The organism is Streptomyces sp. NPDC050161, from assembly GCF_044460025.1.
Taxonomy (GTDB): domain Bacteria; phylum Actinomycetota; class Actinomycetes; order Streptomycetales; family Streptomycetaceae; genus Streptomyces.
This window is the reverse complement of the sequence record NZ_JBITJM010000002.1, coordinates 95966-121213: the sequence shown is the minus strand read 5'-3', so window position 1 is coordinate 121213 and position 25248 is coordinate 95966. Positions and strand designations below refer to the sequence as shown.

The 25248-nt window shown below is 69.8% G+C and carries 22 protein-coding genes, 1 tRNA gene and 2 pseudogenes; 12 read left to right on the top strand and 13 right to left on the bottom strand.

The window, feature by feature from the left end; genetic code table 11:
* Positions 1–41: 41 nt before the first annotated feature.
* A complete protein-coding gene (locus ACIBK8_RS03740) occupies positions 42–2435 on the bottom strand; it encodes an immune inhibitor A domain-containing protein (RefSeq protein ID WP_399039882.1) in 2394 nt (797 codons plus the stop codon).
* A 332-nt stretch (positions 2436–2767) separates the two neighbouring features.
* Between ACIBK8_RS03740 and ACIBK8_RS03735 the strand changes: the two genes are divergently transcribed.
* A complete protein-coding gene (locus ACIBK8_RS03735; protein ID WP_399039881.1) occupies positions 2768–3076 on the top strand; it encodes a hypothetical protein in 309 nt (102 codons plus the stop codon).
* Between the two features lie 6 nt (positions 3077–3082).
* Here ACIBK8_RS03735 and ACIBK8_RS03730 read toward each other — a convergent pair whose 3' ends face one another.
* Both ACIBK8_RS03730 and ACIBK8_RS03725 read right to left on the bottom strand, forming a co-directional pair.
* Complete coding sequence (locus tag ACIBK8_RS03730; RefSeq protein WP_399039880.1) at positions 3083–3784, bottom strand: RDD family protein; 702 nt, start codon at positions 3782–3784, stop codon at positions 3083–3085.
* 84 nt (positions 3785–3868) lie between these two features.
* On the bottom strand, positions 3869–5446 hold the full coding sequence (locus ACIBK8_RS03725) for an RDD family protein (RefSeq protein ID WP_399039879.1): 1578 nt from the start codon (positions 5444–5446) through the stop codon (positions 3869–3871).
* A gap of 239 nt (positions 5447–5685) precedes the next feature.
* Between ACIBK8_RS03725 and ACIBK8_RS03720 the strand changes: the two genes are divergently transcribed.
* Both ACIBK8_RS03720 and ACIBK8_RS03715 read left to right on the top strand, forming a co-directional pair.
* Positions 5686–6162 carry an SsgA family sporulation/cell division regulator gene (locus ACIBK8_RS03720; RefSeq protein ID WP_399039876.1) on the top strand — a complete coding sequence of 159 codons (477 nt, stop codon included), beginning with the start codon at positions 5686–5688 and terminating at the stop codon, positions 6160–6162.
* A gap of 179 nt (positions 6163–6341) precedes the next feature.
* Entirely contained in the window at positions 6342–6713 is a 372-nt protein-coding gene (locus ACIBK8_RS03715; RefSeq protein WP_399040281.1) for a tetratricopeptide repeat protein, read from the top strand.
* Positions 6714–6726: 13 nt separating this feature from the next.
* Here ACIBK8_RS03715 and ACIBK8_RS03710 read toward each other — a convergent pair whose 3' ends face one another.
* The 4 genes from ACIBK8_RS03710 to hppD form a co-directional block, all read right to left on the bottom strand.
* The gene (locus ACIBK8_RS03710; RefSeq protein ID WP_399039874.1) at positions 6727–8181 is read right to left on the bottom strand and encodes a dihydrolipoyl dehydrogenase family protein; all 1455 of its coding nucleotides are present in this window, start codon (positions 8179–8181) and stop codon (positions 6727–6729) included.
* A 93-nt stretch (positions 8182–8274) separates the two neighbouring features.
* Positions 8275–8568, bottom strand: a complete 294-nt coding sequence (locus tag ACIBK8_RS03705; RefSeq protein ID WP_399039873.1) for a hypothetical protein — start codon at positions 8566–8568, stop codon at positions 8275–8277.
* A 65-nt stretch (positions 8569–8633) separates the two neighbouring features.
* A complete protein-coding gene (locus ACIBK8_RS03700; protein WP_399039871.1) occupies positions 8634–9998 on the bottom strand; it encodes an FAD-binding oxidoreductase in 1365 nt (454 codons plus the stop codon).
* A 119-nt stretch (positions 9999–10117) separates the two neighbouring features.
* Complete coding sequence (gene hppD / locus ACIBK8_RS03695) at positions 10118–11269, bottom strand: 4-hydroxyphenylpyruvate dioxygenase (protein ID WP_399039869.1); 1152 nt, start codon at positions 11267–11269, stop codon at positions 10118–10120.
* A gap of 129 nt (positions 11270–11398) precedes the next feature.
* On the opposite strand from hppD, the gene ACIBK8_RS03690 reads away from it, so the two are divergent.
* Genes ACIBK8_RS03690 through ACIBK8_RS03670 form a run of 5 tightly spaced genes read left to right on the top strand, consistent with a single transcriptional unit; the run spans position 11399 to position 15687 of the window.
* On the top strand, positions 11399–11866 hold the full coding sequence (locus ACIBK8_RS03690; RefSeq protein WP_227049569.1) for an Lrp/AsnC family transcriptional regulator: 468 nt from the start codon (positions 11399–11401) through the stop codon (positions 11864–11866).
* A gap of 15 nt (positions 11867–11881) precedes the next feature.
* Entirely contained in the window at positions 11882–12529 is a 648-nt protein-coding gene (locus ACIBK8_RS03685) for an ABC transporter permease (protein ID WP_399039868.1), read from the top strand.
* A complete protein-coding gene (locus ACIBK8_RS03680) occupies positions 12522–13787 on the top strand; it encodes a betaine/proline/choline family ABC transporter ATP-binding protein (protein ID WP_399039867.1) in 1266 nt (421 codons plus the stop codon). Before ACIBK8_RS03685 ends, ACIBK8_RS03680 begins: the two co-directional genes overlap by 8 nt.
* Positions 13784–14671: an ABC transporter permease gene (locus ACIBK8_RS03675; protein ID WP_393685764.1), complete on the top strand. Its 888-nt coding sequence runs from the start codon at positions 13784–13786 to the stop codon at positions 14669–14671. Before ACIBK8_RS03680 ends, ACIBK8_RS03675 begins: the two co-directional genes overlap by 4 nt.
* Positions 14668–15687, top strand: coding sequence for a glycine betaine ABC transporter substrate-binding protein (locus ACIBK8_RS03670; RefSeq protein WP_399039866.1), 1020 nt, complete (start codon positions 14668–14670; stop codon positions 15685–15687). The genes ACIBK8_RS03675 and ACIBK8_RS03670 overlap by 4 nt, the downstream gene beginning before the upstream one ends.
* A 100-nt stretch (positions 15688–15787) precedes the next feature.
* Here the strand turns inward: ACIBK8_RS03670 and ACIBK8_RS03665 are convergent, their stop codons facing one another.
* The 4 genes from ACIBK8_RS03665 to ACIBK8_RS03650 all read right to left on the bottom strand — a co-directional run bounded on the left by ACIBK8_RS03665 (position 15788) and on the right by ACIBK8_RS03650 (position 21138).
* Complete coding sequence (locus ACIBK8_RS03665; protein WP_399039865.1) at positions 15788–16567, bottom strand: S16 family serine protease; 780 nt, start codon at positions 16565–16567, stop codon at positions 15788–15790.
* 111 nt (positions 16568–16678) lie between these two features.
* A complete protein-coding gene (locus tag ACIBK8_RS03660; RefSeq protein WP_393685770.1) occupies positions 16679–17320 on the bottom strand; it encodes an IclR family transcriptional regulator in 642 nt (213 codons plus the stop codon).
* 349 nt (positions 17321–17669) lie between these two features.
* Positions 17670–19466, bottom strand: coding sequence for a DEAD/DEAH box helicase (locus ACIBK8_RS03655; RefSeq protein WP_399039864.1), 1797 nt, complete (start codon positions 19464–19466; stop codon positions 17670–17672).
* 82 nt (positions 19467–19548) lie between these two features.
* Entirely contained in the window at positions 19549–21138 is a 1590-nt protein-coding gene (locus ACIBK8_RS03650; RefSeq protein ID WP_399039863.1) for an MFS transporter, read from the bottom strand.
* Between the two features lie 209 nt (positions 21139–21347).
* Here ACIBK8_RS03650 and ACIBK8_RS03645 point away from each other — a divergent pair.
* Positions 21348–21422: transfer RNA gene (locus ACIBK8_RS03645), tRNA-Cys, on the top strand.
* A 67-nt stretch (positions 21423–21489) separates the two neighbouring features.
* Here the strand turns inward: ACIBK8_RS03645 and ACIBK8_RS03640 are convergent.
* Both ACIBK8_RS03640 and ACIBK8_RS03635 read right to left on the bottom strand, forming a co-directional pair.
* Positions 21490–21811, bottom strand: a pseudogene (locus ACIBK8_RS03640) (site-specific integrase); the annotation flags it as partial.
* A gap of 16 nt (positions 21812–21827) precedes the next feature.
* Positions 21828–22196, bottom strand: a pseudogene (locus ACIBK8_RS03635) (ATP-binding protein); the annotation flags it as partial.
* Between ACIBK8_RS03635 and ACIBK8_RS03630 the strand changes: the two are divergent.
* The 3 genes from ACIBK8_RS03630 (at position 22123) to ACIBK8_RS03620 (ending at position 24870) form a co-directional block, all read left to right on the top strand.
* Positions 22123–22767, top strand: coding sequence for an HAD family hydrolase (locus ACIBK8_RS03630; RefSeq protein ID WP_399039862.1), 645 nt, complete (start codon positions 22123–22125; stop codon positions 22765–22767). The pseudogene ACIBK8_RS03635 and the gene ACIBK8_RS03630 sit on opposite strands and share 74 nt — an antisense overlap.
* 265 nt (positions 22768–23032) lie before the next feature.
* Positions 23033–24244 (top strand): DUF262 domain-containing protein, encoded by a 1212-nt coding sequence (locus tag ACIBK8_RS03625; RefSeq protein ID WP_399039861.1) that lies wholly within the window; start codon positions 23033–23035, stop codon positions 24242–24244.
* 11 nt (positions 24245–24255) lie between these two features.
* Positions 24256–24870: a HEPN domain-containing protein gene (locus ACIBK8_RS03620; RefSeq protein WP_399039860.1), complete on the top strand. Its 615-nt coding sequence runs from the start codon at positions 24256–24258 to the stop codon at positions 24868–24870.
* Positions 24871–25248: the final 378 nt, after the last annotated feature.

Genomic DNA, 25248 nt, shown 5'->3' with positions numbered 1-25248 from the left:
GGGGCAACGGCCGATCATGTTTTGACCTGCGGCTTTACCGGTTACTTAGGCGCCCGTCCCACCTGGAGGGTCACCGTGGAGCCGTCCCCGGCCTCCTTGATGATCTTGATCCGGGTGTGAGTGTCAGGAACGAGGACACCACCGGTCGGGTTCGCCTTGTCGTAGTAGACGCCGTTGTGATCGTCGAAGACTGCTACGCCCTTCTTCGACTTGATCCGCACCGGCTTGCCGTCCTTGTGCAGCCGCAGGGCATCCGTGCGGTGCCGGGTGAACGTCGCGTCGTAGGTCTGGAAGCGGTTGCGCATCAGCTTGCCGTCGGCCCACTTCTCGGCCTTGGGGTGGGCGTCGACCGGCAGGATCTGGCCGCGGCCCGGGTGCGTGCCGACGTTGTTGTCCGGCTGCGAGGTGTCCCACAGCCACACCAGCACCCCGTTCTGGAACGGGAAGTGCTCGACCCAGCCCGGCCGCCCTGTGGTCCAGCCGAAGTTGTACGGGCCGGTCTTCAGGGTCGTGTCGTACGAGACGTACTGGCGGTTCTCCGCGAGGTAGTACTGCGGGTAGTCCTTGGTGAAGGACGCGCCGATCCGCGAGAAGCCCTTGGCGCTCCAGCCGTTGTCGTCGCCCTCGGCGCCGTCGGTGAAGAGCGGCTTGCCGTCGGCGACCACGCCGAGCGCGTCGGCGGCGAAGCCCTTCTGGGCCATCCCGCCGTCCGTCTGGTAGCGGAAGCGCAGGTCGATCTTCTTGCCCGCGTACGCGTCGAGCGGGAAGACCAGGTCCTGGTAGGAGCCCGCGGCGCCGGTCAGGCCCGGCTTGCCGCCGCCGTCGCGCGGGACGGCCTTGCCGTTCGCGGTGCCGTCGAGCGGCGTCCAGTCGGTGCCCCCGTCCGTGGAGACCTCGGCGTACAGGAAGTCGTAGTTCTCCTCGATGTCCCACCAGCCCTTGAGGGTCAGCGCCGCCTTGGAGACGCCGGTGAGGTCCACCGGGCGGGAGAGGGTGTTCTTGAGGTTGTCGCCCATGCCGCTCCACCACTGGTGGGCGCCTTCGGCCGGCGGGACGATGTCGGTCCTCACCGACTTGGCGGGCAGGTCGACGACCAGCGCCTGCTCGTCCTTGGTGTGGTACTCGGCGACGCCGAGCCTGTGGGTGGACGGTGTCGCGGCCTTCGCCTTGCCGTAACTGAGCCAGCCCAGCTGGAGCTTGTCCCAGGCGCTCATGTCGCCCGGCAGGTCACCGATGGCGTTGTGGCCGGTGCCGAGCCAGGAGCCCGACGACATCAACGACCAGAAGTCCACCGACGATTCGCCGGTACCGGTGGTGTCGTACTCGTCCGGCAGCCCCAGGTCGTGCCCGTACTCGTGGGCGAAGACGCCCAGGCCGCCGTTCTCCGGCTGCATGGTGTAGTCGCCGACCCAGATACCGGTGCCGCCGATCTCGGTGCCGCCCGCCCGGTTCCCCTCCGGTCCGCTCTTGCCCGCGTCGGTGCCGTACGCGTACCAGCGGTGCGCCCAGAGGGCGTTGGTCTTCTGGACGCCGCCGCCCGCGGACTCGTCCTCGCCCGCGTGCACGATCTGGAAGTGGTCGATGTAGCCGTCGGGCTCGTTGAAGTTGCCGTCGCCGTCGTGGTCGTAGCGGTCCCACTGGTCGTACGCGGCGAGGTCGGCCTTGATCTGCGCGTCCGTGCGGCCGGCCGCCTTCTGGTCCTGCGCCCACTGGTTGACGCCGTCGCGGATCAGGTCCCAGGCGCTGGGGCAGTTGGTGTCACCGCAGTAGTTCGAGCCGTACCGCGCCTCGTTCCAGCCGACCCGCACCCAGTCGGATACCTCGCCGTCGACGGAGTAGCGGCCCGACGACTGCTTCTCGTAGTACTTCGCCAGCGACTGCTTCTTCTTGTCGTGCGAGAAGTACAGGTCCTGGAAGTGCTTCCGGTCGAAGTCCCGCTGCCAGGCGGTGCTGTTGTCGTCCTTGCGGTCCGGCTCGGCGATCTCGTTGTGCGCGGGGCCCGGCTCGCCGCCGTACTTCTTCACCGGCGGCTTCGGCCCGTCGCCGTCCGGGTCGTACAGGGTGGTGTCGTCGACCTTGTCGCCGAAGTCCACCAGGATCGTGAAGATCTTGTCGGTCTTCTCCCGCGCCAGCTCGACGTACTTGCTCTTCCCCAGCTTCACGACCCGCGAGGCGCCCCGCTGCTTCGCCTCGGCGTCGCCGGATATGACCTGCTGGAGCGCTTCCTTGCGCTGCGCCGCCTGCCGGTCGCTGAACGGGCCCTTCAGGTCGTGGTCAACGGCCCGCTCGGGCGCCGGGTCCTGACGGTGCGCAACGGGCTGCGGGCGGCCGGATTCGGCCGCGGCCACCGCCCCCGACGACAAAGCAGCCGCCCCGATCGCGGCGATCGCCGTGGCCAGGGCGGCCGGTCTGAACACCCTTCTCCGATATCTCACTTGACGCTTCCCTCCCCTGTGAACGGTCACTGTTCGAGGCATTTGACCGGAAGGGCGGAGGAAAAGACAGATCTTGACTTGCTCACGTCATCGACGTACGTTGCACGGTCGGCGAGGTGCGGACACCGGCCCCCGCAGCCCCACCTTCAACGGCCGCACCACGAACACCCGTTCACCCCTGCGATGAACCGGTGCGCCCCCCGTGCGCCGGGACGGTGGGTGAGGTCACGCTTACCAGAGGTTCCTGACGGGAAGTAAGGACCGTAGAGTCGATTGGCGGCACACCCCTTGTCGACCGACATCCAGCCGACGCTCCGAGGACGGATCCCGTCATGCCTCGTCCGACCGCCGCACAGCTCGCCTACGGTTCGGCCACCGTCTTCCTGTCCACCCTCGCGATGCTGCTGCTGTCGCAGACGCGGACCGGGATCGGCGTCGCGGTCATCGCCGTCGCCGGGCTCGGGCTCGGGCTGCTGGTCGCGATGACGGTGCCGATGCCGGGCATCGCGCGGGTGGTCCGCCGCCGCGCCACCCGCGCCCGCGCCACCACGCGCTGGGAGCCCGCGCCCGCCCGCCTGCCGCACCCCCGCGTCCCCCGGCCGGCCGCCACCCGCGCCGGCGCCGGCCGCCCCTCGCGCTGAGAGCCGTCAGGCCGCCGACACCACCACGGTCTTGGCCGCCTTGTCGTGCAGACACTGCTGGTACGGCTTGTCCCAGGTACACCACAGGACGTTGACCAGCCAGAAGATGAATCCGCAGCACGGCACGATCTCCGGCAGCGTGTAGACGGCCGCCCGCAGCCAGCCCGCCTGCTGGGTCGGCACCGAGCCGTTCGACAGCATCGCCACCCGGATCTTCATCGCCATCTTGCCGAGCGTCTGCCCCCGGCTGGTCAGCATCAGACCCTCGTAGACGAGATACACCAGCATCGTCACACCGGACACCGTCGCCTGCTTGCTGGTCTGGGCGTTGCTGGTGCTGGTGTAGTCCACCCAGCCGACGATCGCGTTCATGATCAGCATGACCGGTACGCCGATGATGATGGCATCGATGATGCGCGCCACCAGCCGCCTGCCGCGCCCGGCCAGCGGCGGCATCCCGGCGAGCGGATCGGCCGCGCCGTACTCGCCGCCGTAGGGATTGCCCGCGTACCGGCCGCCGCCGTAGGGATCCTGGCCGAAGGGCGGCGGGGTGCCGTCTCCCGGGGGCGGGCCGCCAGGAGGCGGGGCGCCGGCACCGCCGTACGGGGAACCGCCGGCGCCACCCGCCGGCGGCTCCTGCGGCTTCTTCAGGAACGGGTCGTCCTCCGGTGGTTCACCGGATCCGGGCCGGGGCGTCTCGCTGCTCATGGCCCGAGTCGACCCTCTGCGGCGGCCCTCCGCATCCGGCGAAGGCCGTTCGGGGTATCCGGGCCGCGCGCCCGCCGCGCAGGGTCAGTCGGCGGCCACGAACGTGCGCGCCACCTTGTCGTGCCAGCACTGCCGCCACGGGCGGTCGAACAGGCACCAGGCGGCGTTGGCCACACCCACCACCAGGACACCCAGCACGCCGTACACCAGCCAGCGCTTGATCGCAGCCGCGACCGGCGGGGTGTCATGGCTCTCGATGTCCAGCACCCGCACCCCGCACAGCTTCTTGCCGAGGGTGCGGCCCCACTTGAGGGTCGGCAGCACCTCGATCAGGCCGCCGCCGATCAGCAGGACACCCAGCACCACGGCGAAGACCGGGAAGGTCGTGCCGTCCAGCAGATAGACCGTCACCTGCCTGCCGGACTGCTTGGCCGCCTCGATCTTGCCGTCGATGTGGTCGACGGCCGAGCCCCACAGCGGCAGCGCGGCGGCGACGGTGACGAGCAGCAGCACGGCCAGGTCGATCAGCCGGGCGCCGAGCCTGCGGCCCAGCGCGGCGGGGTGCCCCTGGGCGGCCTGCGCCGCGGCGAAGAAGACGTCGGCGCTCGGCGGCTTCCAGGGGATGACGCCCTCGTCGGCGCCCGGCCCCGACGCGGGCGGCGCGCCCGCGGGACCGCCCTGGCCCGGGAACCCGGGCGAGGGAGCGGGCGCGGCCTGACCCTGCGGGCCTGCTCCGGGACCTGCCGTGGGCTGCGGCGGGCGGCCCTGGCCCGGTACGGCGCCCGGGTGCGACGCCGGGGGTGCCTGGGGCGCTTGGGACACCTGGGGTGCCTGCGGTGGCGTCTGCTGCGGGGCTCCCGCCGACGGCAGCGGCTGCGGGGCGCCAGGACCCGACGTGCCGGGCGGCCCCGACGGTGCCGGGCCGCCGCGCGGGGGCAGCCGGATGGCCATGGTGTCGTTGCCCTTGGGTGCTCCGCCGCCGTCCGGGCGGACCGCGCGGATCGCCGTCGTGCCCTGGTCGCGGGTGGGCGGCTGGACGGCGCGGATCGTGACGGTGCCGTCCGTCCGCGGGGTGTCGGGGTCCTGCGGCGCATCCGGCTGCCGCGGCGCATCCGGCTGCCGCGGGGCCGGTGCCACAGGCGCCTGGGGCGGCTCGCCCGTGCCGCGCTCCGCTCCCCCGGCCCGCTGGTCGCGCTGCGGCGGCAGGCCGCCCCAGGCGCCCGCGCCCTGCGGGGCGCCCGGCTGGTCGGGCGATCCCCAGGAGACGCGGGCCGCGGCCTCGCCGCCGAAGCCGCCCTGCCGGGAGGCGTCGGCCTGCCAGGCGGACGCGGGCTCGGGTCCTGAACCGTGCAGCCTGGCGGGGTCGTCCCAGGCGGCGGGTGCGTCGTCGGCCCTGCGCGCGCCCGGCAGGTTCTGTCCCGCCGCTTCCTCGTCGAAGAAAACCGGCCCGGTCTCCTCGACGGGGGTGACGGGCGGCGCGGGGGTGACGGGCGCGGCCCCGGGCGGCGGTGCGGGCATCGCCTCCCCGTCGGCGGGCGCCGGCCTGCTGGTGCCCGGCACCCACGCGGCACCGTTCCAGTACCGGATGTAGCCGGGGATGGACGGGTCCGGGTAGAAGCCTGGCGTGGGGCTGCCGGCGGATCCTGAGGTAGGGGCGCTCATGTCCGAAGTCCCGTATCTGTATTCGTCCTGGTGGATGTGGGATGCAGTCTGCCGCAACGCAGCGTCCACATCTATCAGACCTCCGGTCGTCACGGCGGCGCTCGGGTCCACGACCACCTGGAAGAGGCCCGCGAAAAAAGTTGTACGAAGTTGTGTAAGGAACCGGCGGCTGCGGCCTCTCTCCTTGCGCGGGCGGATTTTCCCGGGGCCCGCGCAGCGAGCGGAGAGAGGTGGACCTCATGCACACCGTGGTGGAACGAGAACTGGAACTGGGCCTGGTCGTGTCAGCGGAGCGGAGCGTTCCGGTACCGGCCAGGCTGACCTACAGGACCGACGACCCCTACGCCGTCCACGTCACCTTCCACATCGGCTCGGACGCGCCCGTCAACTGGACGTTCGCCCGCGAACTGCTCGTCGAGGGCGTGTTCCGGCCGTGCGGCCACGGGGACGTGCGGGTGTGGCCGACGAAGCTGGACGGGCGCAGCCTGGTCTGCATGGCGCTGTCGTCGCCGGACGGTGACGCGCTCCTCGAGGCGCCGGCCGCGGCGGTGTCGGCCTGGCTGGAGCGCACCCTGCGGGTGGTGCCGCCGGGATCCGAGCAGGAGCACCTGGGCATCGACAAAGGGCTGAGCGAGCTGCTGACGCTGGCGACCCGCGACGACCTGTGGACGGCCGACCCCTGGGCGCCCGACGAGTCGTCGGAGCCCGGGGCGTAGCGCGTGGCGCACGCCCCGTCGGGCACCGGCGCGGACCGGGGAGGGTGCGGTAGCTCCCACCCGCCCTCCCGTTCATGGAATGTTCAACCATCTCGTGGTGTTCCACGGTCATGACCGCAGCGCACCACGACCCTCAGGACTTCAGGGCGTACGGAACGGCGGACGGCACGGCGAACGGCGTGCCAGGCCGCGCAGACGCCCGCCACGACGACACCTACCTCACCCACGGCGCCCCGGCCGCACGCTGGGAGCGCGCTCAGCTGTTCTTCGACGCCAAGGACTTCACCGCGGCTGCCCGGATCCTGCGCGACCTGGTCGACGAGGCGCCCGCCCGGGTCGGCCCGCGCCTGCTGCTCGCCCGCGCCTACTACCACTCGGCCCAACTGCGGCGCGCCGAGACCGAGTTGCGCGGCGTCCTGGACGTCGATCCGGTCGAGGAGTACGCCCACCTGATGCTCGGCCGCACCCTGGAGCGCCAGGGCCGCCCCGATGACGCCGCCGGCCATCTGCGGATCGCGGCGGCGCTGGGCGGGGACGTGGCGCCGGGCTGAGTCCGGGCGCCCTCTAAGCCGTGCCGTCGCGGTACGCCTCCAGCAGCCGCAGCCACACCTCGCTGATCGTCGGGTAGGCGGGCACCGCGTGCCAGAGGCGTTCGATGGGGACCTCGCCGGCCACCGCGACCGTCGCGGAGTGCAGCAGTTCGCCGACGCCGGGGCCGACGAAGGTCGCGCCGAGCACGGTCTCGCGGTCCAGGTCGACGACCATCCGGGCCCGGCCGCGGTAGCCGTCGGCGTACAGGGCGGCGCCAGCCACCGCGCCCAGGTCCTGGTCGACGACGCGGATCCGGTATCCGGCGCGCTCCGCCTCGGCGGCGGTCAGTCCGGCCGACGCGGCCTCGGGGTCGCTGAAGACGACCTGCGGGACGGCGGCGGTATCGGCGGTGGCGGCGTGCGCCCCCCAGCGGTCGGATTCCAGGACCGGTACCTGCCGGGCGCGGGCGACGATGGCGGCGCCGGCGATCCTGGCCTGGTATTTGCCCTGGTGGGTCAGGAGCGCGCGGTGGTTGACGTCGCCGACGCCGTAGAGCCAGTCGCCGTCGCCGGGTGTGGCGACCAGGCAGCTGTCGTCGACCGTGAGCCAGCTGCCGGGTTCCAGGCCGACGGTCTCCAGGCCGATGTCGTCGGTGCGCGGCGCGCGGCCCGCGGCGATCAGGATCTCGTCGGCGATGATCTCGTCGCCGGTGTCCAGGACGACGGTGACGACACCGCCCGGGGCCTCCCGGCGCACCTCACGGGCCTCGACGCCGGTGCGCAGCAGCACCCCCGCCTCGGCGAGCGATTCGGCGACCAGGTGTCCGGCGAACGGTTCCATCCGGGGCAGCAGTCCGTCGCCGCGCACCAGGAGCGTCACGGACGCGCCCAGGGCCCGCCAGGCGGTGGCCATCTCGACGCCGACCACACCGCCGCCGACGATCACCAGGCGGCCGGGTACGGATCCAGCGCTGGTCGCCTCGCGGCTGGTCCAGGGCTTGGCGTCGGCGAGCCCCGGGACCGGCGGCAGCACCGCGCGGCTGCCGGTGCAGACCGCGACCGCGTGCCGTGCGGTCAGGGTCCTGCCGTCGACGGCGACCCGCCGCGGCCCGGCGAGCCTGCCCTGGCCGCGGATCAGGCCGATGCCGGCCGACTCCAGCCAGCGGACCTGCCCTTCGTCCTTCCAGTGGGAGGCGAAGGCGTCGCGGTGGGCGAGCACGGCCTCGGCGTCCAGGGGTCCTTCCACCGCGTCCTTGAGGCCCGGCACCCGGCGGGCCTCGGACCTGGCGGTGACCGGGCGCAGCAGGGCCTTGCTCGGCATGCAGGCCCAGTAGGAGCATTCGCCGCCGACCAGTTCGCTCTCCACGACGACGGCGCTCAGCCCGGCGGCGTGCGCGCGGTCGGCGAGGTTCTCGCCGGTCGGGCCCGCGCCCAGCACGATGACGTCGTAGGTTTCGTCGGCGGCTCGGGGCGTTGCGCTGGCTGCCATCGGCTCTCGCTCCTCGGGTGGCTCGGCGGGGCCCGTGCGGATGCCGGGGTCTGGTGGAGACGTCCCAGGGCCCATCCTGGGCCCGGCGGGGCGTCAGCGCATCCGGCGCTCGACGGCCGTCTTGGCCTCGACGAGGTCGGAGCCGGTCAGTTCGCGGTGCCGCTTGATGGCCTGGATCTTCTTGCCCTGCCCCAGCAGCTCGTCGATCTCGGCGTGCGCGGGGTCATCGGGCTCCTGGAGGCCGGTGTGCGCGGACAGCAGGTCGATCCTCCGTTCCAGGCGGGCGATGCGGCGGTTCTGGGCCTTGGCGCGGCGGTCGGCGGCGGATATCAGCAGGAGGAGGGCGAGGACGAGCAGGCCGGTGACGGACATCAAGGTGGTGTTCATGGACGGAGACTCTACGAGGGCGGCGGGAGACACCGGGCCCCTCAGAGCGGGAGGCACCGGGCCCCTCAGAACAGCTTGCCCGGATTGAGCAGGCCCAGCGGGTCGAAGACGCCCTTGATGCCGCGCTGCAACTCCAGGCCCACCGGGCCCAGTTCGCGCGCCAGCCACTCCTTCTTCAGGACGCCGACGCCGTGCTCGCCGGTGATCGTGCCGCCCAGTTCCAGGCCGAGCGCCATGATGTCGTCGAAGGAGGCGCGGGCCCTGCGGGACTCGTCGGGGTCGCCGGCGTCGAAGCAGACGGTGGGGTGGGTGTTGCCGTCGCCGGCATGCGCGCAGACGCCGATGGTGAGGTCGTACTTCTCGGCGATGGCGGCGGTGCCGTCGAGCATGGCGGCCAGCCGGGAGCGGGGCACGCAGACGTCGTCGATCATGGTGGCCGACTTGAGCTGTTCCAGGGCGGTCAGGGTCAGCCGGCGGGCCTGGAGCAGCAGGTCGGACTCGGCCGGGGTCTCGGCGGGTACGACGTCGGTGGCGCCGGCCGCGGTGCACAGCGCGCCCACAGCGGCGAGGTCGGCGGCCGGTTCCGGGGTGTCGAAGGCGGCCAGCAGCAGCGCCTCGGTGGTGTCCGGCAGGCCCATCTTCGTCATGGCGTTGACGGCGCGGATGCTCGTACGGTCCATGAGTTCGAGGAGCGAGGGGGCGTGGCCGCGGGCCATGATCTCGCAGACCGCCTCGCAGGCGGCGGCGGTGGAGGGGAACTCGGCGGCCAGCACCAGCTGTTGGGGCGGCTGCGGCTTGAGGGCGAGGACGGCGCGGACGATGACGCCGAGGCTGCCTTCGGAGCCGACGAACAGCCGGGTGAGGTCGTAGCCCGCGACACCCTTGGCGGTGCGCCGGCCGGTGGTCAGGAGCCGGCCGTCGGCGAGTACGACGTCCAGGCCGAGCACGTACTCGGCGGTGACGCCGTACTTGACGCAGCACAGGCCGCCGGACGCGGTGCCGATGTTGCCGCCGATGGAGCACTCTTCCCAACTGGAGGGATCCGGCGGGTAGTACAGGCCGTGCTCGTTGACGGCGCGGGAGAGGGTGGCGTTGATGACGCCCGGTTCGACGACCGCGATCCGGTCGACGGGGTTGATCTCGACGATGGCGTCCATCTTGGACAGCGAGAGGACGATGCAGCCGTCGGACGCGTTGGCCGCGCCGGACAGGCCGGTGCGCGAGCCCTGCGGGACGACCGGGACGCGCAGCGCGGTGGCGGTGCGCATGACGTGCTGGACCTGCTCGACGGTGCGCGGCAGGACGACGACGGCGGGGGTGCCCGCCGCGCAGAAGCTGGCCATGTCGCGGGCGTAGGAGCCGGTGACGTCGGGGTCGGTGAGGACCGCTTCCCCGGGAAGTCCTGCGCGCAGGTGTGCGATGAGGTCCATGGCGTCCAGCGTCCCACCCGTGGGCGCCGCAGGGAAGATCGCGGCCCGGTGCGACGCCCGAGGGCATCGCACCGGGCCGCGCCGCGGGGAGGCGGACGGCGCTCAGGAGCGGGCGCGGCTCACAGGTTGCCGCGCAGCTCCTGCTCGCGCTCGATCGCCTCGAAGAGGGCCCTGAAGTTGCCCTTGCCGAAGCCCATCGAGCCGTGCCGCTCGATCATTTCGAAGAAGACCGTCGGCTTGTCCTGGACCGGCTTGGTGAAGATCTGGAGCAGGTAGCCGTCCTCGTCGCGGTCGACCAGGATCTTCAGCTCGCGCAGCGTCTCGACCGGCACCCGGGTCTCGCCCGCCCACTCGCCGAGGGTGTCGTAGTAGGAGTCGGGGGTGTTCAGGAACTCCACACCGGCCGCGCGCATCGCCCGGACGCTGGCGACGATGTCATTGGTGGCCAGCGCGATGTGCTGGACGCCGGGGCCGCCGTAGAACTCCAGGTACTCGTCGATCTGCGACTTCTTCTTCGCGATCGCCGGCTCGTTGAGCGGGAACTTGACCTTGCGGGTGCCGTCGGCGACGACCTTCGACATCAGGGCGGAGTACTCGGTGGCGATGTCGTCGCCGACGAACTCCTTCATGTTCGTGAAGCCCATGACCTTGTTGTAGAAGGTCACCCACTCGTTCATCCTGCCGAGTTCGACGTTGCCGACGCAGTGGTCGATGGCCTGGAACCGGCGGGGGCCGCTCTCCACGATCGGCGCGGTGGCGACATAGCCGGGCAGGTAGGGGCCGTGGTAATTCGTGCGCTCGACGAAGGTGTGCCGGGTCTCGCCATAGGTGGCGATGGAGGCGCGGACGACGGTGCCGTTCTCGTCCTTGGTCTCGTACGGCTCCTCGATGCCGGTGGCGCCGTGCTCCAGGGCGTAGGCGTACGCGGCACGGGCGTCGGGGACCTCGACGGCGAGGTCGATGACGCCGTCGCCGTGGGCGGTGACGTGGTCGGCGAGGAAGCGGCCCCAGTCGGTGGTCGCCTTGATGACGGAGGTGAACACGAACCGGGCGCTGCCGGATTCGAGCACGTAACTGGCGGTCTCGCGGCTGCCGTTCTCCGGTCCGGAGTAGGCGACGCTCTTCATGCCGAAGGCGGTGGCGTAGTAGTGCGCGGCCTGCCTGGCGTTGCCGACGGCGAAGACGACCGCGTCCATCCCCTTGACCGGGAAGGGGTCAGCCTGACGAGCCGTGCCGGGGGTGGGCTGCGTGTGCATCGTGGTGTCTGCCATGGCCGCAGATTCCCTCCGATCCACAAGGTGCGCAATAGTTTGTGCATTCACTGGGCATTATGTATAGCGAACTGGGGGTGCCACCGGTACATCTGTACAGGATGACCATCGAAAACGGAGGAGGCTGCGATGGCGATCGATCATTTGGACGGGGCGCTTCTCGAACTGCTGGCCCGGGAGCCGCGGATCGGCGTCCTGGAGGCGTCGCGGCGGCTCGGCGTGGCACGCGGGACGGTGCAGGCGCGCCTCGACCGCCTTCAGTCCAATGGAGTGATCAGAGGTTTCGGCCCGGACGTCGACCCGGCCGCACTGGGCTACCCGGTGACCGCATTCGCGACACTTGAGATCAAACAAGGGCAAGGTGCGGACGTTCGCGCCCATTTGACGACCGTTCCCGAGGTATTGGAGCTGCATACAACGACGGGACATGGGGACATGCTCTGCAGGCTCGTCGCGCGGTCCAACGCCGACCTCCAACGTGTGATCGACCGGGTAGTAGGTTTTGATGGCATCGTGCGAGCTTCGACAGCAATCGTGATGGAAAATCCGGTTCCGCTGCGCATCATCCCTCTGGTGCAACAGGCGTCGGGGGACTGACCGAGGGGAGCGCGAGTGAGCTTCTGGGAGTACGTCGGCAGCCGGCACGCCCAGTTGCTGACGGATACGCTGCAGCACGCCAGCGCGGTCATCCAGTGCATGGTGATCGCCACCGTGCTGGGGGTCCTGCTCGGCGTCCTCACGTACCGCAGCGACTGGGCCGGCAACCTCGCCACCACCGCCACCGCCACGATCCTGACCGTCCCCTCGCTCGCCATGATCGGCCTGCTCATCCCGATCGTCGGCCTCGGCGTCGCCCCCACCGTCATCGCCCTGACGCTGTACGGACTGCTGCCGGTCGTGCGCAACGCCATCGTCGGGCTGCGCGGGGTGGACCCCACCCTCGTCGACGCCGCCAAGGGCATCGGGATGTCCCGCACCGCCCGCCTCCTGCGGGTCGAACTCCCGCTGGCCTGGCCGCCGATCCTCACCGGCATCCGGGTCGCGACACAGATGCTGATGGGCATCGCCGCCATCGCCGCGTTCGCTTCGGGCCCCGGCCTCGGCAACGAGATCTTCCGCGGCATCGCCTCCCTGGGCAGCGCCAACGCCCTCAACCAAGTGCTGTCCGGCACCCTCGGGATCGCCGTTCTCGCCCTGCTCTTCGACGCCGTCTACGTCCTGATCGGACGCCTGACCATCCCCAGGGGGATCCGTGCCTGAGACGTCCGCCGCGGCCACCGCATCCGGCGCCCGCATCCATCTGGAGAACCTGACGAAGATCTACCCGGGCAATCCGAACCCGGCGGTGGACAGCGTCAACATGGAGATCAAGGCCGGCGAGCTGGTGGTCTTCGTCGGCCCTTCGGGCTGCGGCAAGTCCACCACGCTCAAGATGATCAACCGGCTGATCGAGCCCACCTCCGGGCGGATACGCATAGGTGACGAGGACGTCACCGACATGGACCCGGTCAGGCTCCGCCGCAAGGTCGGCTACGCCATCCAGTCGTCGGGGCTCTTCCCGCACATGACGGTCGCGCAGAACATCGCGCTGGTGCCGAAGATGGTGGGCTGGTCGAAGGCGAAGGTCAAAAGCCGCGTCGAGGAGATGCTCGACCTCGTCGGTCTCGATCCCGGCGAGTTCCGCCACCGCTATCCGCGCCAGCTCTCCGGCGGCCAGCAGCAGCGCGTCGGCGTCGCCCGCGCACTGGCCGCCGACCCGCCCGTACTGCTCATGGACGAGCCGTTCGGCGCCGTCGACCCGATCACCCGCGACCATCTCCAGGACGAGCTGATCCGGCTCCAGCACGAGCTGCACAAGACCATCTGCTTCGTCACCCACGACTTCGACGAGGCCATCAAGCTCGGCGACCGCATCGCGGTGCTCCGCGAGCGCTCGCACATCGCCCAGTTCGACACCCCCGAAGCCATCCTCACCAACCCGACGGACGACTTCGTGTCCGGCTTCGTCGGCGCGGGCGCCGCACTCAAACGCCTCAACCTCACCCGCGTACGCGACGTCGGCATCGTCGACTTCGCCACCGCAGGCGTGGACGACCCGCTCCAGGACATCTTCGACCTGCTGCGCTCCGGCACCACCAACGAGGTCCTGCTCCTCGACCGGCACCGCCGCCCCTACAAGTGGCTGCGCCGCGGTGACCTCTCCCGCGCCAAGGGGTCGCTGGCGCGGGCCGGGACGCTGGTGCACGACACGGTGACCCGGGACGCGACGCTGCGCGACGCCCTGGAGGCGGTGCTGACCGACAACGCGGGACGGGTCGCGGTCACCGGCAGGCGCGGCGAGTACATCGGCGTCGTCGACATGGAAACCCTGATGAACAACGTCCACGAACTGCTGGAGGCGGACCGGCTGGAAGCCGTCGAGCACCAGCACCAACTCCAGGAACAGCGGGCCCGCCAGACCCACATGGCGCAGGAGGGCATCAACGGCGCGGGCAGCTCCCGGGGAGCCGGCGCATGACGCCGCGCGACGAGCGCACCCCGCGCAGGGACGAACGGCCGCCGGGCGAACACGAGGTGCACGGGCTGGCCTTCCGCGACCTGGTCCAGGCCGAGGAGCGGGAGACCGCGACCGGCGAGGCACCCGTCCGGGCCGCACCCGGAGCCCGCCGCATCAGCTGGCAGAAGTGGACCTTCATGCCGGTCTTCCTGATCGCCGCGCTGCTCATCACCTGGCTGTGGTTCCGCGGCGCCCGCCTCGACTCCATCGCCCACCAGGCGGTGGACAACGGCAAGGTGGGCCTCGCGGTGCGCCAGCACATCCAGCTCACCGTCGTCTCCACCTTCTTCGTGCTGATCATCGCGATCCCGCTGGGCATCGCACTGACCCGCGCCAAGCTGCGCCGGGCCACCCCGGTGGCGATGGCCCTCGCCAACCTCGGCCAGGCGATCCCCGCGCTCGGCCTGCTGATCCTGCTGGTGATCTGGCTGGGCATCGGCGCGGGCTCCGCCATCGTCGGCATGGTCATTTACGCGGTGCTGCCGGTGCTGGCCAACACCATCGCAGGGCTGCGCGGCATCGACCCCACGCTCACCGAGGCCGCCCGCGGCATCGGCATGTCCCCCCTGGGCGTCCTGCGGAAGGTCGAACTGCCGCTCGCCGTACCGCTGATCCTGGCCGGGGTCCGCACCGCGCTGGTCCTGAACGTCGGCACCGCGACGCTGGCCACCTTCGGCGGCGGCGGCGGTCTCGGCGACCTGATCTCGGCGGGCATCGTGACCCAGCGGATGCCCGTACTGATCCTCGGCTCCGTCCTGACCGTGGCGCTCGCCCTGCTGGTCGAATGGCTGGCATCGCTCGCCGAACTGCTGCTGAGGCCACGCGGCCTGGAGGCGACCACGTGAGCATCCAGCGGAAACACCGGAACCACCGGCAGCAGAGCCGCCTGCGCCGCGCCGCCCTCCTCGCCACCGCGCTGCTGGCCTGCACCGCGCTCAGCGGGTGCGGTCTGGTCAGCGGCAGCGCGATGAGCGACGACGTCTCCCCCGGCCCGGACGGCTATCCGGGACGGCCGCTCGAAGGCGCCCAACTGACCGTGACGTCCAAGGAGTTCACCGAGCAGATCGTCCTCGGCCAGATCATGGGCATCGTCTTCGAGGCGGCCGGCGCCACGGTCATCGACAAGACCAGCATCCAGGGGTCGATCGGCGCCCGCGAGGCGGTCAAGTCCGGTACGGCGGACGCCACATACGAATACACCGGCACCGGCTGGATCACCTACCTCGGCCACGCCAAGCCGATCGCCGACCCGCACAAGCAGTGGCAGGTGGTGCGGGACGAGGACGCGAAGAACGGCATCGTCTGGCTGCCGCCGTCGAAGCTCAACAACACCTACGCGCTGGCGCTCAACACCGCCCACCAGAAGAAGCTGGGCCTGCACACCCTCTCGGACGTCGCGCGGCTCTCCCGCAAGAGTCCCGGCGCGCTGTCGATGTGCGTGGAGAACGAGTTCTCCGCCCGCAACGACGGCTACCCCGGCATGGCGCGGGCGTACGGCATGAAGATCCCGCCCGCCAACATCCGCAGGATGACCGGCGGCGTCGTCTACACCGAGACCGCCAAGGGCAGCACCTGCACGCTCGGCGAGGTCTTCACCACCGACGGCCGGATCAAGGCGATGCAGCTGCACGTGCTCGCCGACGACAAGCACTTCTTCCCCAACTACAACGCCGCCCCCGCGATCAACTCCGCGTCCCTGAAGAAACACCCGAAGATCGCCGAGGTGCTGGCGCCGATCACCAAGGCGCTCGACAACACCGTGGCTCAGCGGCTCAACCGCCAGGTGGACGTGGACGGGCAGGACCCGCACAAGGTCGCCCTGGACTGGCTGGTCGAGGCGGGCTTCGTCAAGGAGGGCTGACCGGGGCCGGCTCGCCCCTACGGGATCCCGCCTGCCACCGCCGGGCCATCGGGCCATCGGGCCATCGGGCCATCGGGCCATCGGGCCATCGGGCCAGGCTTCAGCAGGCGGGGACCTTGCCGCCGCCCTTGAGGGCCTTCAGCGCGTCCACCGCGCCGTCGAGCGTGGTGACGGGGACCAGCCGCATCCCCCGGGGCAGCTCGGCCTGCGCGTCGGCGCACTCCCGCTGCGGGACGAGGAAGACGGTGGCGCCGTCGCGGTGCGCCGCCTGCGTCTTCAGCGGCACCCCGCCGACCGGGCCGACCTTGCCGTCGGCGGTGATGGTCCCGGTGCCCGCGATGGTCCGGCCGCCGGTCAGGTCGTGGCCCGCGCCGTCCCCTTCCAGCTTGTCGATGATCCCGAGCGCGAACATCAGGCCGGCGCTCGGCCCGCCGATGTCCGCCAGCCGCAGGGTGACCTTGACGTCCTTCGGTGACTTGTGGAGGTGGCCGAGCGCGGCGCTGGTCGCGGAGTTCTGCGAGCCCTTCATCTGCGCCGCGTTGTGCTCGGCGATCTCCTTGATGTTGTCGCCCACCGGGTAGACCGCCTCGCGCGGCATCACGGCCTGGTCCGTACGGAACCAGCTCCTGACGACGTCCGGCAGATGGACCGGGGCGTCGGGTCCGGTGGCGACGATGGCGGTCATCCGCAGCTGCCCGCTGGTCTTGCGGACGTCCGCTCCGGAGACGGTGATCACCGGTTTCCCCTTGTTGACCCCGAGCACATTCGCCGTCGGCCCGGGATAGGCCACCGAGAACGGCAGCGGCGCGAGGGCCGCCGTCAGCAGCAGGGCGAGGACGAGGACGGCACAGATCGTCAGGGCACGGGCGCGTGAGGACACCCCGCCACCCTAGTTGACCCCCGTACGGGACGGGTCACCGCAGGCGCCCAGGCCCGTACGCCGCGCCGCGACGGCTCACCGCAGGGCTTCGGTGCCCCCCTACGGAACGAGTCACCGCAGGGCTTCGGCGACCTCCCTGGCCGCGTCGACCACCCGCGGCCCGATCCGGTCGTTGACGGTGTCGGCGAGCATCACCACGCCCACGCTCCCCTCGATGCCGCTCACCCCGAGCAGCGGCGCCGCCGCCCCGCTCGCGCCCGCCTCCAACTCCCCGTGCGTCAGGGCGAGTCCGGCGTCCTGGGTGCGGCCCTGGCGGGCCTTGAGGATCGCCCGGCCTGCCGCCCCGCGGTCCAGCGGGTGCCGGAAGCCGGTCCGGTAGGCGACGTGGTAGTCGGTCCAGGTGGGCTCCACGACGGCGACGGCGAGCGCTTCGGTGCCGTCGACGAGCGTGAGGTGCGCGGTGGCCCCGATGTCCTCGGCCAGCGAGCGCAGCGCGGGCAGCGCGGCCTCCCGGACGAGCGGGTGGACCTGACGGCCGAGCCGCAGCACGCCCAGGCCGACTCTGGCCCGGCCGCCCAGATCGCGGCGCACCAGAGCGTGCTGCTCCAGGGTGGCCAGCAGTCTGTAGACCACGGTGCGGTTGACGCCGAGCTTGTTGGACAGCTCGGTGACGGTCAGCCCGTGATCGGTGTCGGCGAGCAGTTTCAGGACACGCAGTCCTCGGTCGAGCGTCTGGGAGGTCTCCGCGGTCACGACGCCCCCTCCTGGTCTGAGTGGCGGGCTCGGACGCGGCGCGCTGTCGTCCCGGATCAGCGCGCGCAAGAGGCCGCCGGCCGCATCGCACCGGCTGCACTCCGCGGCGGCGCTGCCACGGGGCGTGTGCGTGACCGGGACAGTAGCGAGCCAGTCCGGTCAGCGGAAGGGTCCGTCCAGAATCCGGTCTTTCCTGCCCGGAATGTCCGCTCCATCCCGACCGTACGCGTCAGTAATCTTTCGGCTACGAGCGGGAGTTGACCATTCCGCCGGGTCGGCGGAGCCGGGCGCGCACGCGACGGGGCGGCACGCTCCCGGCGCACCGCCCCGTCCCGCTTCGTCCGTTTCGCTACCGCATCCGCGTGGCCCACTCCTGGACCTTCTTGATCCGCTCGCGCAGCTGCCCCGCGGTGGCCTCCGCGCTCGGCGGCCCGCCGCACACCCGGCGCAGCTCGGTGTGGATCACCCCGTGCGGCTTGCCGCTCTGGTGCACGTACGCGCCGACCAGAGTGTTCAGCTGCTTCCGCAGCTCCAGCATCTCCTTGTGCGAGACCACCGGGCGCCGCTCGGCCGGCAGCTCCAGCAGATCGGCCTCGGCGTCCGGCTTCTTCTTGCTGTGCGCGATCTGCCGGGCCTGCCGCTTCTGGAGCAGCATCTGCACCTGGTCGGGCTCCAGCAGCCCGGGGATGCCGAGGTAGTCCTGCTCCTCCTCGCTGCCCGCGTGCGCCTGCATGCCGAACTCGGCACCGTCGTAGAGCACCCGGTCGAAGACGGCCTCGGACTCCAGCGCCTCGAACGAGAACTGCTCCTGCTCGCCGGTGTCCTCGTCCTGCTGCTTCTCGGCCTCCTCCATCTCCTTCTCGGACTCCGCGTACGGGTCCTCGTCGCCGTCCTTCTTCGGCTTGTCGAGCACGTGATCGCGCTCGACCTCCATCTCGTTCGCGAACTCCAGGAGCATCGGAACGGTGGGCACGAAGACGGACGCCGTCTCGCCGCGCTTGCGGGACCGTACGAAACGGCCCACCGCCTGCGCGAAGAACAGCGGCGTGGAGATGGTCGTGGCGTACACGCCGACCGCGAGCCGCGGCACGTCGACACCCTCGGACACCATCCGGACCGCGACCATCCAGCGGTCGTCGGACTGTGCGAAGTCGTCGATGCGCTGCGAGGCACCGTTGTCGTCGGAGAGCACGAGGGTCGCGCCGTGCCCGGTGATCTCCCGGATCAGCTTCGCGTACGCGCGCGCCTGCTCCTGGTCGGATGCGATCACCAGCGCGCCCGCGTCGGGGATGCCCTTGCGGACCTCGGTCAGCCGCTGGTCGGCGGCGCGCAGCACGTTGGGCATCCAGTCGCCGCGCGGGTCGAGCGCGGTGCGCCAGGCCTGCGAGACGGCGTCCTTGGTCATCGGCTCGCCCAGCTTCGCGGCGATCTCGTCACCCGCCTTCGTCCGCCAGCGCATGTTGCCGCTGTAGGAGAGGAAGATGACCGGCCGCACCACGCCGTCGGACAGCGCGTTGCCGTAGCCGTAGGTGTAGTCGGCCGATGACCTGCGGATCCCGTCGTTGCCCTCCTCGTACGTCACGAAGGGGATCGGGTTGGTGTCCGACCGGAAGGGCGTACCGGTCAGCGCGAGGCGGCGGGTGGCCGGCTCGAACGCCTCCAGGCACGCCTCGCCCCAGGACTTCGAGTCACCGGCGTGGTGGATCTCGTCGAGGATGACCAGGGTCTTGCGCTGCTCGATGCGGTTGCGGTGCAGCATCGGCCGCACGCCGACACCGGCGTAGGTGATCGCGATGCCGTGGTACTCGCGGCCCAGCGGGCCGGCGCTGTACTCCGGGTCGAGCTTGATCCCGATCCGGGCCGCCGCCTCCGCCCACTGCTTCTTCAGGTGCTCGGTGGGCGCGACGACGGTCACCTGCTGCACGACGTGGTGGTGCAGCAGCCACGAGGCGAGGGTGAGCGCAAAGGTGGTCTTGCCGGCGCCGGGTGTCGCGACGGCGAGGAAGTCCTTCGGTTGGGTCTGGATGTACCGGTCCATGGCCGCCTGCTGCCAGGCGCGCAGCTTGTTTGCGGTACCCCAGGGGGCCCGGCCCGGGAAGGCCGGGGACAGGTGGTGGCTGTTGGTGGCGCTGGTGGTGGTAGTCACGGTCTCCGTCGGCTGGCTCGGCGATCGGCAACCGCGTCAGCCTACCGGTGCGGGCCGCCCCGCCCAGGGGCCGGACGCCGGGTCACCGGGCGGTGGGACCGAGGTCACATCCGGCGCCCGGGTCCGCCGTCCTGGCCTCCCGCGCCTTCGGCCGCAGCCGCCCCGCCAGACACGCGCCGGTCAGGGCCACCGCCGCCATCGCGGCGAAGACGGCGGCGAAGGCCGCGGGCTGCGCGGTCGGGCCGCCGGTGGCCGCGGCCTGCCCGCCGGCCGCGATCGCACCGCCGCCGAAGGCCACGAACAGCACCCCGCCCAGGCCGACGAATCCGACGTTGCCCAGGGAGTCCGCCATCTGGAGCGACGCGGAATTGCTGCCCGCCTCCTCGGGCCGCGACAGCTTCAGGAGCAGCACCCCGCCGCTGGAGATGTTCAGGCCCATGCCGAAGCCGCCGAGCCCCCAGCCGACGGCGACGGCCCAGACCGGCACCCCGTCCAGCAGCACCAGCGGCACCACGGCGATGGCGCAGCCGAGGAAGAGCAGACCGAGGCCCATCAGCCGCTCCCGGTACGCCTCCATCCGCGGCCTGCTCTGCACGTACGAGCCGAGCGCCCAGGTCAGGCCGCCGCCGGTGAGCGAGAGACCGGCGAGGGTGGGCGACAGTCCCCGCTGGGTGACCAGCATCAGCGGGATGAAGCTCTCGGACGCGACCAGCGCACCGGACGCGAGCCCCCGCATCAGCACCACGGTCGGCAGCCCGCGCGCCGCCCGGAACGTGCCGCGGGGAAGCAGCCGCAGCACCCCGGGCACCAGCAGCGCGAGCCCCGCCGCGGCCGGTATCAGCGCGTACGGGTCCGGGTGCTGGCCCGCGTACTGGAGCAGCGCGGCGCCCGCCGCGACGGCCAGGGCGAGCAGCGCGCGCCGGCTGCGCAGCACCCGGCCGATGCCGCCCGCCGCGACCGCCTCCTTCGGCAGTCCGCGCAGCGCGGGCAGCATCACACCGAGCGGCAGCAGGATCAGCACGGGGATGGCGAGGAAGACCCACCGCCAGCCCGCGTGCTCGGTGATCGCCCCCGCGACCAGCGGTCCGACGATCACCGGCAGCACCCAGGCGGCCGAGAACGACGCCATGACGGCAGGCCGCAGCCGCTCGGGATAGGCCCGCCCGACGACGACGTACAGCGAGACGATCACCAGACCGCCGCCGAGCCCCTGGACGCCGCGGCCCGCCACGAACATGCCCATGCTCTGCGCGCCGCCCGCGGTCAGCAGCCCGGCGCCGAACGCGGCGATGCCGGTGAACAGTGGGGCGAGCGGGCCGCGGCGGTCGTTCCACTCACCGGCGAGCGCCATGGCGAACAGGCTCGCGGTGAAGAACGCCGAGAAGGCGAAGGCGTACATCTCGATGCCGTGCAGCGCACGGGCGGCCACCGGCATCGCGGTGTTCACGGCGCTCGCCTCGAAGGCGATGAGCGAGACGACGGAGATGATGCCGAGGGTCAACGCGCGGTACTCCCGCCCGAGAACCCCCGTCCCACCGTCATCGGCCTCCGGTGGCCGGCCGGCTATGCCGGGAAGCTCGCCTTCGTCCGCGGCACCTGCGGCCACCGGCACGGCGGCGGTATCGGCGACGGCGTCGGCACCGTCCGTGTCGGGTGAGAGGTCGGCACTCATCGGGCCAGCGTAAGGGCCGCAGCGCGGCAACACCCCTGTCGCGGGACGGGAATCACCTCGGCCATCGGTCCTAGGGCGCCCGCGAACTTCCGTCGCCCGCCCGGAGAGCGCACTTCATGAACCGCGCATTGCAGCCTCATGGCAGCCCGCCCGGCACCCTTGCCGCGCCCCCCACCACCCGGCCTACAGTCGGCACATCGCGTCATCCCGGCCGTGTGCCCGAGTGGTTCAGGGACTCGCCTGCAAAGCGAGTTACGTGGGTTCGAATCCCGCCACGGCCTCCACTGCCTTGACCAGGCAAAAGGAACGGGCGGCACCCCATGCGGGATGCCGCCCTTTTGGCCGCCCGTCTCAGTTGGCCGGCACGAGGGCTCCGGCCGCACCGCCGTCGTCATCGTCCGGCCGGTCCGTCTCGGGCTTCCAGATCAGGCCGTCCACCTGCCTCGCGATATCGGTCCGTACCGCGTCGACCATGTGCTGATACCAAGCGGCCATAGCCGACGTCGACCAACCCATGAGGCCCATGATGGCCCGCTCGGACACGCCGATGGCGGCCGTGTGGGCGCGCGTCATGCAGACGTCCGTCACGGACCTTCGCTTCTACCAGGAGGGCCTTCCATGCGGTCCAGTCCTCCCGATGGGAAGGGGCACGGCCGTACTCGTTGGGGAACACCTAACCGCCTTCCACCCAGGTGCGGGGCGGCGCCGCCATCCACGGCCTTGTCGCCCAGCGCCATCCGGGCCTGCGACTCCGTCCCGAGCGCGAGAGAAGCATGGGTGTGGGCGCCCTCGCGAGCCAGCTTGGGAAAGTTCTGGTCGGTGGGATCCTGGGTGCCCTCCCACAGGATCACGTCGACCGCGCGGCCCTGGTTGTGGACCTTGCGGACGCCCATGAAGTGCCGGGAGGTGGCCTTGGAGCCGCCGTAGGGGCGGCCTTCCTCGTCCTTGACCGGGCACATGAACGCCACTTGCGCATCGTCCACGATGCCGATCAGCGGATCGAAGACCGCGCCCGGGTTGTTGCGGCGGGCCTCGATCCGGCGGTTCATCTCCTCCACCAGGGTTGAACTTCTGTCGGACCCTGGCGGCCCGCCGCCGGGACACGAAGAGTCCGATCCGCTGGCATTGCTTCGTCGGATCGCTGATGAGCGGGAGGATCTGGTCTCCGTCGCCGACGAGACGCTGGCGCAGTTGGAGGTGGAGGCCATTGACCAGGCTCAACCCACGCCGGGCGGGGTGGCCTTCCTTGAGGCTTGCGCAGCGAGCGGGCGCTCGGTCTGGATGGTCAGCAACAATGCGACGGTGGCCATCGACCGCTACCTGAGTACCCACGGACTCAGCCAGCTCGTTGCCGGCCAGTTCGGCCGGGTGAGCGGCCAGCCGAAGTCCATGAAGCCATCCCCGCGGCTCCTGTCCGCAGCCGTGGGGGCGGCTGAGACGAAACCGGGCGATTGCATCTTCGTCGGCGATGCGGTGCGCGATGTCGAGGCCGCCCATGCTGCCGGCATGCAAGCGATCGGGTACGCGAACAAGCCCGGCAAAGACGCGGCACTGGCTGAGGCCGGAGCCGTGGCGGTGATTGCCTCTATGGACGACCTCGTCCGGGCAGTCATGAACAGGGACGACTAGCCAGGAGCTGTTCGGTTCTCTGCCCCGGCGGCAGCGCCCCGATCCCGTTCAGTTCCGTTCGTTGTCCTGTTGTTTGTCAAGTGCACTGACGGACACCACCGTTCACCGCCGTACGCGCTCCCCGTCTGACCTACCACGCGCCCCCATAGACGCCCATACGGTCATCAGATAGTTCGTAAAAGTGATCGCAGCCCTGCGCGACCTCTGACAAGGTATGGCCACTGGGCCAGCAGAGCCTCTGACCGCCAGCAAGGATTGGGGAGTTATGGCGTACGCCGACGAACTGGAATGGGACGACGTCGACGGCGAGGCCGACGACACGACAGAGCCCGTCAGCTCAGATGACGTCACACGCGCTGTCGTCACGGACACGGACTGGACCGCTGAAACAATCTTGAGTCAGCTCCGGCGAGGGAACATTCAGCTCAATCCTCGCTTCCAACGACGCGATGCTTGGACAAAGCCCAGGAAGAGCCGCTTCATCGAATCCTTGATCTTGGGTTTGCCTATCCCGCAAATTGTTCTAGCAGAGGATAAGAATAAGCGAGGAAAGTTCATCGTGCTGGACGGGAAGCAGCGATTGCTCGCCCTCCGACAATTTGCAGCAGGATCCTCATTCGCCGTGTCGGATGGCGAAGAGGATTTCAAGGGATTCTCCCTTACTGGCCTTGAGGTACGAGAGGACCTGCGTCTCGTGACCCTGAAGAAAATGGAGAAGAACGACGAACACCTTGACGACCTAAACGCCTTTCTCAATGAGACCGTTCGGACGGTCGTAGTCAGGCGCTGGCCAAACGAGGATTTCCTTAACCTGGTCTTCTTGCGATTGAATACGGGTAGCGTGAAGCTGTCCCCACAGGAGCTCCGACAAGCTCTTCACCCAGGCCCGTTTACCGACTATCTCGATGACGCTGCCTCTAACAGTAAGTGGCTACGCAGGGCACTCCGAAACGAAAACCCGGACTTTCGAATGCGGGACGTCGAAGTCCTGCTTCGCTACTTCGGGTTCCGCTACATGCTGGAAGAGTACACAGGAAACCTCAAGAAGTTTCTGGACGACACACTGAATCTTCTCAATGATAATTGGGATAGCGACGAAGAGACAATTCGAGAAACGGGTGCCGCGTGCGATCGAGCAATTGAGGCGACCTTCGAAGTCTTCGGCGAGAACGCCTTCTATCGATGGTCGAATACTCGCTACGAGGGACGCTTCAATCGAGCGGTATTCGACATCATGACCTATTATTTCTCCGATGAGAGAATCGCAAAGCGAGCGATTGAGCAAAAAGACGCTGTCGAAGCCACCTTTCAGGCCCTCTGTGACTCGAACACGCGGTTCGTAGAATCCATTCAGACAACGACGAAGACTCCGTCTGCCACGCACCGCAGGCTGTCACTCTGGGGCGACGAGCTTTCGGGCGCACTCAAGATGGATATCGATGTTCCGACTCTACAAGAGAACCGAATTGTCCTCTAGGGGGAATCGACATGTCTTCCCTTCGGTTCCAGGAGTTGGAGACCCGAATCACAGACCTGGAGAAGCATTTACTCCCTTCCCCTTTCGACCCTACAGGAAGCTATGACGATGTCGTGTACGAGCATACGCGAGCCTTCAGGGTTCTCGTACACGCGGAGTTTGAGGCGTTCATCGAGGATCGCGTGATCGAGGTCGTGAACACGGCTTTCTCCCGCTGGGAGTACTCTGGAGTAATATCCACAAGTCTCCTCTCGGTGGTGGCCCACAAAGAATCACAGCACGCCATCCCAGAATCCCTATCGGATGCCTCACAAAAGAAGAAATATCCAGATCTGAAGGCGAGAATTGAGGCTGCAAAGAACGAATTCAATCGGTACGTCAGGACCCAGAATCACGGCATCAAAGAGAAGAACATCCTTCGCCTTCTGATGCCTATTGGGGTCACCGAGAAGGAAATGGATCCAGTGTGGCTTAGCGTAACCGAAACGTGGGCGACGGCCCGTGGAGAAGTTGCGCACAACTCTGCAAAAATACAGGTTCGCCCCGACCCTCAGAAAGAAGTCAAGACCGTCAAGCAGATCCTTTCCGGATTCCGCAATATCGACATCCTCGTGACAACGAAATAAATCCTCAAGGTGGGCAAGTTGTCATAGTGGCGTCCTGGTTCCACGAGCGGCGCTCCCGACTCGTGGAACCCTCGGCGGAAGATCATGTGCCCAGCGGAATTTCTAAGGTTTAGTGCGCGGGGCAGTAACTGCTAGCCCGAAAGGGGCGACTACGACGGCCCCTTGGAACGCGAGGCGTAGACCTTCGCTTGGCCTCAGTGTGCCGCCGGCCACAGATTTTTCCTCGTCGTGGGCAACCGCAGGGGAGGCTGAAGTCGTCGGCGTCGTGCCTCGCGTCTGACCTGATCTCGGTTCAAACTGACGGACGCCACCGTTCACCGACGTACGCACGCCTCGCCTGACCCTGCCGCGCGAACCCCGACGAACGCCCCCGTACAG